Below are 11,942 nucleotides of genomic sequence, written 5' to 3' on the forward strand. Positions count from 1 at the left end.
TGTTTTAGATTTCAACCGCATGCGGACTCTTTTCAAAATCTGGAATTTCATAAGGTTCCGTTGTTGCTGTCAATTGTACTTCAGATGATGTTGCGGTGTTAGAACTATCTAGAACCATGTTATATGCCTCGCGCCAACCCATTCCCGTATGATTAGGAATCTTCTTACCGCGACGATACAAAAACTCTTGGGTGTCTCGGTTCTTCCACTTCATACCACAAATCAGACAACGAATGTAACTCTCGCCATTGATAAAAGTATGGAATGAGACGGCATAATCTACTTTAGGTCCTTTTAGCCCTTTTCCGCCTTTTCTATGACTACAAATTGATTGTATGCGATTTAAATCGGCTAAGTTCTGCGCGGCGTTTATTTCCCTTTGCTTTCGCCTAGCCTCAAACGCTTTTTTGGCCTCCTCTCTTCTTTCTAATGCTTCGCGTCGTTCCTCTAGAAGAAGCTGAACAAGACTTTGAAGCAAATCCGACGATACTGCCTTGTCGGGTGATTGAGGGGCTTTATTTTGATTATCACTCATTGATTTTTCCTCTTGGGCACGGCCCAAAAATATAGGTCACGGACCTTTAAGAACTGTATGCTAATTCTCGCCTATTACGAAAATAGTACATAGTTCTTCGGAATCTATGGCTGACTTCTCCATCAACCACCCTACCAAAAATCTCGTTAGCTTTTTCTTCCGAGATGATTCCTTTCTTGATAAGTTCGGATTCGACTGTTCGCCAACCGCGAAATGCCTCTCCATTAGGCAATCCGCGTTTGTCGAGTCGCAGGACTGACCATTCGTACATGGCGGGCACTTGGAGATAGCACACTGGTACGACACAATCAGTTCCTGGTTTGAAAGCCCATAGTGCCACTGTTGACGGTGGGAAGCCGTTATCAATGGTGTAGCACTTGACTCCGTTTCTGCGTAACTTATCAATGAAATCTCTAGTACGTATTGGATTGACCTTACGCGCCTGTTCATTCAACAGAAGCTCTTGGTCTTCCATCTTGAACTGAGACATCATCTTATCTGATACTTCTTTATCAGCTAAGTACGCCTCCTGAGCCATTGCTCTATAGTCTTTCGGCCACTTCACCCAATTGGGGGTGCCGCCCGCGAGAAGTTTTCTTATTGTTTCTCGCGTGACCTTGAAATCGTGCCTTCCTTCCCAAGGATTAGGCAAATTTTGCAGTGGGGGCTTTATATAAGCCATATCAATCCTTATTATACTGTTGTAGATAATTAATAGCGGACAAAAGAAAATCTGTAGATTCTTTTGCCAACCCTATAAAAGTATTACAACTTCGACATAGCAAACCACGATTACATTTATGACAACTTTTCCTTCCTTGACAACAGGAATGGTTGTGGTCTATATCAAATCTTTTTGGAATTTTATTACAAATGGCACACCGACCGTTTTGTTGTTTCAATTTTAATTCAAACCATTCAGAGGTAACTTGATGGTCATGTCGCCGAGCCGCTTGTATTAATTTAATTCTGTTTTTCTCAACCCATTTTTTATATTTATCGGGATTAGACAATCGCCAAATTTTAGTGCGGGCCTTTTCCTTGTCACGGTGACGATAGTAATATCTACGACCCGTCATTCGAGCATATTCCTTGGTTCCCGGCTTTAACCCAGCTAAACTAAGAGAATCGGGTAATTGCATTATTATTCCCTATGAAAAACGCCGAGGAGCGCGTCATAAGAGCGCCCCTCGACTAAGACGAGTAACTAACTCGTCTGTAAGTTATTGAAAAAAAAGAAGTTACTACTGAATAGCAGGTACGCTATCTATGAAGCGAAGGCGCTGAGTGTTTGCCCCACGAGCAGGCGGTAGAGTTACCGTCTGGTGGAATCTATAAGAACACCAGCTTCCGATTGTACCAACCGGGTCAAACGCAGACGCTGGTGCATTCTCAACTACCTTGCAGTCAATAGTGCGCCAATCTCCGTCTCCCAAATCGGTATCGCCTGGTACATTCTGCCAAACACCAATCATTGCGTACTGTCCGAAGATATAGGTACGATATGCGGTGCTTGTCGTTCCAGAATAATTAGGCGTCGTAGTTACGAAAGGCGTCTGTCGTAATACGATAGAAGTGCCGGGAAGTTCGATGTCCATCTTCTGGTCTGCGCCAGCGATTTTATCGAACTTATCCATATTTGCATATTTCCACAGGTCAACGCTTGTTGTTACTCTACCAAAGTAGAGGGCTTGTGGCCTCTTGTGATTTTCCAACAACGAGTAATAAAATCTTCGTATGATTTATTACTTTTCATTTGATTGCAGATTCGACAACATGGAACACAATTTTCAATTGTATATCCCATCGCGTTATCTTTTCGGTCTATTCCGTTACTTAGGTATCCGCCATTAGGAGCTTTAGGCTTGAAAAAATCCTTCGGCTCGTCTCCGCAATAATAACAATTCATTTGTGTTAAATGCCGAAAACTATCTTTTTCCAAACTAAAATCCAATCCTCGTTCATTTGCGTGCTGTTTGTACGTATAATACATAACGTTAAAGGCCGCTTCGCCAGGACTTAAAAAGTTTTTTTCCTTGGCGAAACTGATTAAATTACGTGCCGACTCTTTTCGCAAGCATCCACAACTTTTAGTTTTTCCCTTGCGAAGGTTGTGACCTAAAACGTTATAAGTTTTACCACAATCGCACTGACAAATCCAACGAGAGCGTCCATGTTTGGAAAACGCTTTTTTGATAACTAGTAAACGACCGAATTTTTCTCCAATCAAAAGAATGATTCTCACAAGAACGGAACATTGCATCTCCCTATTGGGAGTCAGTTCGTTTGTTCTCTCAGCCTGCGTCGTCTCGCTTGGCCCTCGTTCCCATCCCAGGGTTCGAGTCAATTAGAACTGATTTATTCAATTTAACTTTCGTTAAATGTCCACCTTAGTTGATGGAGTTGTTCACTGTGGTCGAGTTGAAAATATCGCCCAAAACGTTAGGCGAAATAACTCCTGCGAACCTTCCATTTCGGTTTGGTAGTACGTTCTTTGAAACTAACTGCTGTTTCAATTCACGTAACGTAGCCAAATCCAAAACAAATGGAGAGGTTAACAAGCTGCTTTGGTTTACCTGAGAATCTACAGTTGCTGCGCTGTCTGCAACGGCAGCGTATAACTGAGAGATGCTTTGGCCAGCCTGATTAAATGTTTTTAGTTAATTTTCTTCACAGAAATTAAGCTCTTATTGTCACCAATAAGTTAAGACTCTTTCTTGATTTCCGACGAGGAAATCTCACGTGTATTAGTCGTTTGAACAGAACTAGAATCTATAATTTGTAAAAGATTTTTTGCTTGCTCCCTCTTCAAAATCATGTACGGGATAGTTCCAAGCAAAAACAACTTTTTATTTTTCCGTCCGCTAAGAACCCACCTAAAGTAGTCAGAATGATTTTCATTAGAAGAATTGTATTTATAGAATTTACCGCCAAAATTAGCTAAAAACCATTTTATAATTATAAAATCTATGCTCGTTAGATATATTCTTGTATGGCTCGAATCTCCGAAATAAAAACCACCGTCTCCATCCATATATCCGGCAGCATATTTAAAACGGTCTTTGTTATGAGAATTAATAAAAGAAGTTTTATTCTCAATAAGACGCTGATTCTGCTGTTTTATTCTGTCGCACAACTTCTTTTTTTCTTCCAACGATTCGGTTCTTCTGAACTCAAGCAAAGTCAAAGCTTGAGGTTTCTTAACCAATAAAAACGGCAAAACGCCTAAAAGAAAAGCCTCTTGTTGATTGGCTAAACAATTCCATTCATATAAAACACTTCTATTACTTCTTGAATTTAGGTTTTTATAAAAAACATTTCCAAAATTTTGAACCAACCACTTCATTAACTTTTTGTTGGTGTTGGAAATTTTTATTTTAGAATAAAAACCACCGTTTGTTTCGCCAATAACAATAGTTCCTTCGGCATCCAATATTCCGGCCACATACGGCCAAGATTTTCTTTGCACTTCTAGTTCCTCTTCTGCCTTAAGGCAATATACAATGTCTCAGACTCATCTTTTTAGAAAAAGACCTAATCTGATATAACGTGATTTTACTTGGGCATCAAGTTTTACCCAAGTTCAACTGCGCTGTTTCCAACCAAATCATCTAGTGCGCTCGCAACAACAAACGCGCTAAAGTTGGTATAGTTATTCCATTCGCCCAGTTGAGCCGGAGATGAAATCTGACCAATGAACTCTGGTGCTCCGATAACACCATCACCAGCTTGGGTTGTGTCACCTACAAGCGTATTGTACTGAAAAAACTGGCGGTTAATACCAGTGTTATTCGGTTGAACACGACGCTCGGCGGCAACAACAAATGCATCCGTTTCTCCCTTTCCTGTTGTTAACTAACAATTTTATTCTTGTTAGAGCGGACTATCGCATCGCCGTTTCGGCGTCTTCTCGCTTAGTCTCTCACGGCACCTTTTCGGTTTCCGCCTTGTTGCCATTTCAGGTTTCAAGTCAATCAGAGAAGATTCTCGCTCTCTTCAGAGCGGCTCATTTTTATATATAGAATGATTTTTTCCAATTCATCAATAGTAGCGTCGTTTTTAATACGATTAGCTCTATATGAAATCAATCGCAAATTATTTTTGTATTTTTTAAGATACGGTAAATTAGGATTGATTTTATCAATAGATACAGAAAAATCAGATAGAGGACCTTTTCCTTTTTTAAGTTTAATTCCGAGAACCGGACAAACATCAGGAACTTCAGGTATATCCGATAATTCTAAATCAGTTTCATATCCGTTGGCTCTGGCTCGCTGACGGATATGTTGTAAAATTTGAAATTGTATTTTTTTATCTACCGACGCATCTTTTGAACTGCCGCCGTGTTTGATACTGGAAAGACCTATTCGTCGCCAAACTTGTTTAAGTTGGCAACCGCAAGAAACGGTTACTCCTCTTTTTAAAGAACCAGCATATATCGTTTTCTCTTTTCCGCAATCGCACAAACAATTCCATCTTGTATATACGAAACCAGATTTAGAAACGGCGTCTGGTGCTCTGCTTATAACCGTCAGGCGTCCGAATTTCACTCCAGTAAGATTATCAAATTTCGGCATTTCACTCTATAAAAATAAGTTCGGGATTAGCTCCTTATCAAAGCGTTTTTCCCTAACAGTTTTCTTTCCTATTAGAACGGACTATCGTATCACCTTTTAGGTGTCTTCTCGCTTAGTCTCTCACGGTGCTTGCGCTTCCGCCTTGTCGCCATTTCAGGTTCCAAGTCAATCAGAGAAGATTTCTGTTTCCCTCGAAACAGCCCCTTACTTGAGGATGCTTTGAGCCGTTAATATATTCCCGACATTAGCAATTGCCGGGTTTGGGCCTCCAGCCATGTGAAGTTCCCTCGTGCTATAGTCGGCGTTACGCGCCGCTTAGGATTACCGTCCTCTTCTTAGTCGCGCTTCCATTGTTACGCGCTCTATTTCTGCACGTAGCGGCGAACGCATTTTCGCTCGCATGGTTTGAGCATCCCAAGAAAGGATTTCTTCCATCGTTAGTCCTTGAGGTTTTTGCGACGGGCGCGGTGCTGAAGTTTGTCCCGGAACAATACCCCCATTGACTCCTGGTCTCGGAACCGCAACCGAATTAATTGGCTGCGGAGGAGCGACAGGCACAGTCGGTGTCGGCTGCACAACCGCCGCCGCTGTTGTCGTAGCTGTTGGTTGAGGAACAGGCGGATTAGGCTCTGGTAATACCTCTACCGCTGGCGTCGCTACAGGTGCCAGCCTATCTTCAAGAGCTATAAAAGCTACTTCCAAATTATCAAGCGTCCAAGGAAGTTTATTTTCCTTAAAATACTCGCCTATTAAATCCACGTTGGCTTGACAATTATTAAAATCGTGTTTGTGTCTTTTCAAAAACTCAATACTTACTTGCTTCTGCCTTTCAAATTCGCGCTGCTCGGCTTCCTTGGCTTCCCGTTCTGCTTTGGCCTTTTCTTCATAAGATTGCATCAACTTTTTATGGGCCGCCAATTGAATTTGAGGGTCGTCTGACCTTAAATCTTTTAACGTGGCCATCAACTCTTCGTCAGTCATAGTTCGAGGGGAAGTAGAAGACGGTTCGTCTTGTTTAGATATTTCTTGAATGCTTTGTACTTTCTGTTTCTTTAAACGATGAAATGCGCGAGTCGCCTGAACATGCGCCTCGATTATCTTTTTTCGCATTTCTTCTTCGGTGTAGGCTTCTAAGTGCGTGGGCCTACCAATAGGATTTCCATCTTCATCTCTGACCTGATACTCCACTATAATCTTTTTTGGAGGTTCAGGCACGGCAATTGGGGCTGAGTCTGTAGTAGTTTTACTAGAAGCAGCATCTTCCAATGCTGCGGGAGCCGCCAAAGCATCTTTAGTAGAAATATCCGAATTTTCAATATTCACTTCTGATGCCGTTTCCTCTTGTTTAACGGCCAAATCTTGAATTTCTTGATACGACCTAGATGCAACTACTTTGGTAATTGCGTCTCTGTACTCAGGAATAGACATATATTTTCGCATGGTTTTTCCGTCCCATGCGTTCACCATATCCCAAGTTATATTCTCTGGGACAAGAGCAAGTTGTTCTGTCATTTATTTGAGTCCTTTTATTATTGGATTGTCCATCTTTATCTCTTTCTCTTGCTCTAATACGGCTAACGCTTTCGCGTGCCAATTAACAGAGCCAAGAATTAAAAGAGAAAATTCATTTCGTTCTCTAGCCCGTAGTTGAAGGGCGACAATTTTCTTTTCCGCGCCCTCCAATCCGGGGTCTTGCTTTAAAACATCTTCCGTCGCTCTCCTACACGCAGCCATGTGCATTTCTTCCACAACAGCCCATCCAGGATGTTGTATCAGCGATGCTAATGCAGCACGTTGAGCAGCCGTAAGTTCATCGGCTAATAACGGGGTTTGATTCATTGTTTAATCCTTTTTTAAAGTGCTGTTTCAAAACCGTAGCTCCCCGGCGGCGGTTCTCTGCCTATTTCACTTTGAAGACTGTGTTCGGTGGCTTGACGAAGAACTTCGGCTCCCGCCTTGCCAAGCTGACGTTGGTCTTCTAGTTCTTTTTCTTGCTCAAATTTCTGAGTCTGTAATTGTTGCGCTATCTGCGCTTGTGCTACTTGCAAAGCAGCAGGAGAATTTGCTTCATATTTCTGCTGTTGCTCCGGCGTCATCTTTTCTAAGAAGTCCTGACTAAACTTCCATCCTGCCGCATCAGCAAAAGCCTTAAAGATTGCCGCCGCATTAAATTGATAACCCGCATCGTTTACGTTTTTCACAAATGTAGGATTGTTCAAAAGCTGAACGACAATCGGCAAAAATTGGGCCATTTCTTTTTTAGCCCCCAAATGACCGCCAGCCAAAACTTCATATTCAAATCTAGCGTTTCTAAATTCTACATGGTCAACCATGTATTCATTGCCCAACTCTTCGCCTAAAACTCTTCTTAAAACAGACGTAGGAAGAAGGTCATTATTAAGTTCATCCATCTGATACAACCAAGGAACAAATACTTGTCTTACAAAACGACCGCTAGGACCATCCAATCTAGACGCATTAGCCTGAATGATGGCCGAAGCTCCTGTCGCAGTACGCATTCCTGTTGTTTTAATTCCTGCGCTGCCTGCGCCCATCATAACCTGTTCGTTTGCGCCCGATGTTTGTTGAGCGGTACCCTGAGCTTGCTGAATAAATGCCCAAGCCTCACCAGGGACATTCGGCATTTGCAAGAACTTAAATGCTTTATCTACGTCGTCATCAACGTCAATAATTCCACCCTGCTTCCATCTAACCATTTGGGTAGGAACATTGAACCCTTTCTTTCTAACCGCCGTTGGCTGCAAACCATAAGCTAGTAAATCAAGAGAAAGATTTGTCACACCCTGTTCTACAACTTGCTCGGCTCCTATTAATTGTCCCAATCCCTGACCGTAAAAAGAATCAACTAAATTACGCCAATTTGCACTATAAAACGGAATTTTTCCGTAAGGATTAGGCTCGTTTCGGATAAGAATATTTTTTCCGCCGAATGACAATACGACAATAACTTTATCAGCATCCCAACGCTCTAAAATTTCCATTGGGTTCTGTAAATGGTCGGCAGAAGTTCTGAAATTCCTAGGCAAGGCTTGCTGTAAATATCCACGCATGCCTTCTGGAATTGTCATGGTAATATTATCCGGCCCCGACATTTCATTCGATAGAAAGAATGATTTCAAAGCTTCTTCATCGGGGATGTCGTAGCCGGGAACTTCTCTAAGAGCATTTAAATCATCAAATGTGGCGTAGTCACGATAAATTACCCACTTCGCCTTTCGTATATCTCCAACACGACAGCCGGGGTCAACCAAAACTGTACGAATGTCAGTACATTTAAACCATGGGCGACTTATCTTAACGACCTCGGTCAATATCTCATAATCGTCACTATCTGGAGTATCAATTAAATCATTTAATAAACCACTAGTAAGGGGAACTTTTTCCGATTTTCTCCTGTATTTTTTAACAGTGTCATCTCGCTCTAAATATCCCCATTTAAATATGCAAGTTCCGAATAGGGCCATTTGCTCTAAACCCGCCTCAACCTCTTCCTCAAACTTCATGTCCCACAATTGGGCGGAAAATAAGGCAGTTTTAGCTCTTACTAGTTCCTGTTTAGTTCCTGGTCTGGGTCTAAGTAAAAAAGGAGGGTCTTCATAAAACAAACCCTCCATAATTTTAGGCACAATACTGCTTATATGATTCGATAGAGTAAACTTCGGAACGGAACTCATAAATACTCCATCGAAAGCCGCCGCTGATTGCGGACTCTGAAGGAGAATTAATGATTGCGCCCATTGCGATGCCCACTGATTGATATTCGCATAATTATCAGCCAAAGAAGCATCATCTAGAACCAATTTTAATGCGGCCCTATCTGAAAACTGATACGTTCCTGTTTCTTTATCTTTGTGTATTTCCGCAGAAGTAATATCTGCTACAGGTGTAATCACTCTTTGTTCTAATACATTATGCGCGTGCTCGTTTAACGGTTCTGTCATGCTCGCATTCCATTACCGCCGAAAAATTTTCGGCTAATGTCCGCCATCGGACCCCGATTAGTGTCTTCTTTGGGAGACTCCACTTCTGTCCATATTCTATTAATATTATTCACTCCGAAACCCCCGCCGTCGTCCCCGAAAACAACTTTCTTTATTTCTCTTCTAAGCAATTCTTTGTATTCCGTCTCTCTTTGAATTGCCACTTGCTCCATCTCTCTTTTCGATAGAGGGACCAAAGACGGAATAAACTTCGTTAGAAGGGAAATTACATCGGGCACATCGTCTTTAGAATAACGAGTGCTTTTTTGACCTTTGTAATTTTCAAGCTGTTCAAAAACATCCACATTCCAAGGCGCAATTAGAAAATATAGTCTTGACGCTCTAAGAAGAATTTCAACGCCCTTAATTCTATTTCTCTTTGAATTTTCGTTGTTATCGGGTGTAACCCACGGAATATACGGCCAATGACCATAAGTTGTTTTTGACACTTCTATTATTTTTTCTTTGAAGGTCTGCAATCCGCCAAGGTCTTCTCCGTACCATCTTTTAGGTCGCCATTTATCGTTCATTTTAGCAATTCGGTTAGCTATCTCAGTTTGAGACCACTTTCCGAATTCCACGTCCAATATGACCATGACCCATTTTCCGTCGGGTCTTTCTGGAAGATTACCGTTTTCATCCGGACGAATTATACCGACTCCTTCTTGGTACACTTTTCCTATAGCTAGAGCGGTATAATCGGAAAACTGTTTATTCTCTTTTGCCAAATCAATGGCGCCGTAAACATATCCGGGCACAGACAAAACTTCCGATAAAGTTTTAGTTTTCCTAGATTCCAATAACGGCCTGTCGAAACTAATTGTGGATTCTTCGCCCCAAACAGGCTGATTAAGCTGCTGACAATTAGCCACAGCAAAACCTTGGCAAACATAATTTCCTGTAGTTGTCGTGAGAGTGTAAACAGGCTGCTCGTTCAAATCTTCTATAGAAATAATTTTATCTATAGATGAGCCGCCTCTAAGCCAATCCATATCTCGACTGCATTGTTTGGAAAGCAATTCTCCTGACGGGCTATAAACAGAAACAACTTTAGTTCCTATTTTCAAAGGTCCATAAACTTTCTTTTTTCCTGTATTAGGTCGAAGAAATTTATGGTCTCTTGTCGAGAAGATAGTACGCCCCTGTTCTGTTAGAAACTTGGAAACTAAATCTCGCTTCTCGTGAACATGAGTAACAACAGCCTTCTTTAAGCCGCTATCAAAACCTATTATTTCGTCACCGGGCCTAATATCCTCTATTGCTTTCTCAGTCCAATCACCCATGAGAACTTTTGACCCAGCAGGAAAACATCTAAAACTTTTTTCATTCTTAAGTTTGGCTCTTAGCTCCAACCAAGAATAATGCGGACCTTTAGGGTGCTTCTGAGGAAAAGTCAACGTGACCATATCTTCCGTAAGGTCATATAAACTTCTAGCTTCTACGTCCTTAAACTCTTCCTTGACGGTCCAACAGGCCCTTTGAAAGAATTTAAGATTGAACATCTCAGGGTCTTTCTTGTGAGTTGCCTCTGTTTGGCCGTAATAATCATCGGGATAATATCTAGTTCCGATAATATCGTGCCAACCCCAATCCATTAACAAATTGACCGCGCCGTCTGCTTTCAAAAGAATGGCTTCTCGCGCATCTTCTGTTAGACAGTTATCGTCTGTAACTATATCGTCAAACTTCAAAACGTCGCAGTGAAAACCCGATAAAGACGAACCCACTGAAATAATTCCGAGAGTTGGGTCCAAACTTAGATGTTTTTTTATATTTTCGTTAACGCGGAAATCTTCTTTTGAAGTTCCATCCACTCCGCGAACTACAAATTCAGGAAATAAATAATGAAACGGAGACGGCGGAACCCCTCTCGGAAGATAGAATGACTTTCCTTTCGGCCCTTGCTTAACGCCCACCATAAATTGAGCCGCTAGTTTATTAACTCCGCTAACAATCAAAATTCTTATGTCGGGGCAATTAATAATCCACTGAATACAATCAGCAACGTCTATAGATGATTTAAAAAACCCACGAGGGTCTAAAAGAATCATCGTTTTAGCAAAATTTGTTTGTTTCGTTTCTTCTATTGGGTCTCTTATATAATTTCCATAATCGTCAAGAGTTTTTTCAGGAAAATATCCATTCACATATGGCTTCGTTTCCGCCCAAATCGTAGGAACGCGACTCTGATTAGACAAAGCGCGATGAAAGTCCCTTAGAGAGTAATTTTCTTCATAAACACCGTCGAAATTTTTACTCACAAACTGATTGCATACAACCCTATGTACATCTTCATACAAGTCCATACTGAAGACTTCTTTACACAGCCAAAACAAATCCTTTCTGGCTTGGTCTCGCGCATATAACCATTGGTCGAAATGAAGGTATCCCCAACCTTCCTTGTGAATTCTAGTCCCGTCTTCGGTTATGTATGGCTCGTGAAATCGGCCCGGTAACTCAAATGCTTTTATAGGAACAACTTGACTTATTCTGTCTATCTTGTCGGGTTTTTTACCACGAGCTTCTTCTTCCGCTGAAAGCTCCGTACTAACTCCCGTCAAATAAAGCTTCCAAAGTTCCGACAAAGACATTATCTCTGAACGAAATCTTTTTCCGCCGTTTTCTTCATCCCATTTTTTAACGTATCCTGGCCAAAAACTTTTTTGGTCGTTTATACGCTTATTAATAAAATTATTTTTACCTTTTTCTAATCCCGCCAAAGGCATTGTTTACCTTCTCTACTTCACCGATTTTTGCTGTTGCAATCTCCAATTTATTCCTGATGCTATGTCTTTAGCTTCTTTTTCTGTTTGCGGTGAAGACAGGGCT

11 protein-coding genes are annotated in these 11,942 nt (G+C 41.4%); all 11 read right to left on the reverse strand.

Translation table 11 applies throughout. The features are described from left to right. Positions 1-4: 4 nt before the first annotated feature. Positions 5-535 (reverse strand): hypothetical protein, encoded by a 531-nt coding sequence (locus tag VFA52_04625; protein ID HZS43442.1) that lies wholly within the window; start codon positions 533-535, stop codon positions 5-7. A gap of 46 nt (positions 536-581) precedes the next feature. Next, positions 582-1,073 (reverse strand): hypothetical protein, encoded by a 492-nt coding sequence (locus tag VFA52_04630; GenBank protein ID HZS43443.1) that lies wholly within the window; start codon positions 1,071-1,073, stop codon positions 582-584. 145 nt (positions 1,074-1,218) lie between these two features. Continuing rightward, the gene (locus VFA52_04635) at positions 1,219-1,677 is read right to left on the reverse strand and encodes an endonuclease domain-containing protein (protein HZS43444.1); all 459 of its coding nucleotides are present in this window, start codon (positions 1,675-1,677) and stop codon (positions 1,219-1,221) included. Positions 1,678-1,779: 102 nt separating this feature from the next. Then, positions 1,780-2,172, reverse strand: coding sequence for a hypothetical protein (locus tag VFA52_04640; protein HZS43445.1), 393 nt, complete (start codon positions 2,170-2,172; stop codon positions 1,780-1,782). Positions 2,173-2,204: 32 nt separating this feature from the next. Further along, a complete protein-coding gene (locus VFA52_04645) occupies positions 2,205-2,882 on the reverse strand; it encodes a hypothetical protein (protein HZS43446.1) in 678 nt (225 codons plus the stop codon). Positions 2,883-3,239: 357 nt separating this feature from the next. Further along, entirely contained in the window at positions 3,240-3,980 is a 741-nt protein-coding gene (locus VFA52_04650) for a hypothetical protein (protein ID HZS43447.1), read from the reverse strand. A gap of 529 nt (positions 3,981-4,509) precedes the next feature. Further along, complete coding sequence (locus VFA52_04655; GenBank protein HZS43448.1) at positions 4,510-5,112, reverse strand: hypothetical protein; 603 nt, start codon at positions 5,110-5,112, stop codon at positions 4,510-4,512. 321 nt (positions 5,113-5,433) lie between these two features. Then, positions 5,434-6,624: a hypothetical protein gene (locus tag VFA52_04660; protein HZS43449.1), complete on the reverse strand. Its 1,191-nt coding sequence runs from the start codon at positions 6,622-6,624 to the stop codon at positions 5,434-5,436. Continuing rightward, complete coding sequence (locus VFA52_04665) at positions 6,625-6,951, reverse strand: hypothetical protein (GenBank protein HZS43450.1); 327 nt, start codon at positions 6,949-6,951, stop codon at positions 6,625-6,627. It lies immediately after the preceding gene. Positions 6,952-6,965: 14 nt separating this feature from the next. After that, complete coding sequence (locus tag VFA52_04670) at positions 6,966-9,074, reverse strand: hypothetical protein (GenBank protein HZS43451.1); 2,109 nt, start codon at positions 9,072-9,074, stop codon at positions 6,966-6,968. Further along, positions 9,071-11,839 (reverse strand): hypothetical protein, encoded by a 2,769-nt coding sequence (locus VFA52_04675; GenBank protein HZS43452.1) that lies wholly within the window; start codon positions 11,837-11,839, stop codon positions 9,071-9,073. The genes VFA52_04670 and VFA52_04675 overlap by 4 nt, the downstream gene beginning before the upstream one ends. Positions 11,840-11,942 lie beyond the last annotated feature (103 nt).

This window comes from Candidatus Paceibacterota bacterium (assembly GCA_035652395.1).
In the GTDB taxonomy this organism is placed as follows: domain Bacteria; phylum Patescibacteriota; class Minisyncoccia; order Phycocordibacterales; family CAJBRS01; genus JADGRH01.

What these genes read in the sequence shown, in the direction of transcription:
- VFA52_04675 (HZS43452.1), bottom strand. Translation starts at nt 11,839, where the DNA reads ATGCCTTTGGCGGGATTAGAAAAAGGTAAAAATAATTTTATTAATAAG.
- VFA52_04630 (HZS43443.1), bottom strand. Translation starts at nt 1,073, where the DNA reads ATGGCTCAGGAGGCGTACTTAGCTGATAAAGAAGTATCAGATAAGATG.
- VFA52_04625 (HZS43442.1), bottom strand. Translation starts at nt 535, where the DNA reads ATGAGTGATAATCAAAATAAAGCCCCTCAATCACCCGACAAGGCAGTA.
- VFA52_04660 (HZS43449.1), bottom strand. Translation starts at nt 6,624, where the DNA reads ATGACAGAACAACTTGCTCTTGTCCCAGAGAATATAACTTGGGATATG.
- VFA52_04640 (HZS43445.1), bottom strand. Translation starts at nt 2,172, where the DNA reads ATGGATAAGTTCGATAAAATCGCTGGCGCAGACCAGAAGATGGACATC.
- VFA52_04635 (HZS43444.1), bottom strand. Translation starts at nt 1,677, where the DNA reads ATGCAATTACCCGATTCTCTTAGTTTAGCTGGGTTAAAGCCGGGAACC.
- VFA52_04665 (HZS43450.1), bottom strand. Translation starts at nt 6,951, where the DNA reads ATGAATCAAACCCCGTTATTAGCCGATGAACTTACGGCTGCTCAACGT.
- VFA52_04655 (HZS43448.1), bottom strand. Translation starts at nt 5,112, where the DNA reads ATGCCGAAATTTGATAATCTTACTGGAGTGAAATTCGGACGCCTGACG.
- VFA52_04670 (HZS43451.1), bottom strand. Translation starts at nt 9,074, where the DNA reads ATGACAGAACCGTTAAACGAGCACGCGCATAATGTATTAGAACAAAGA.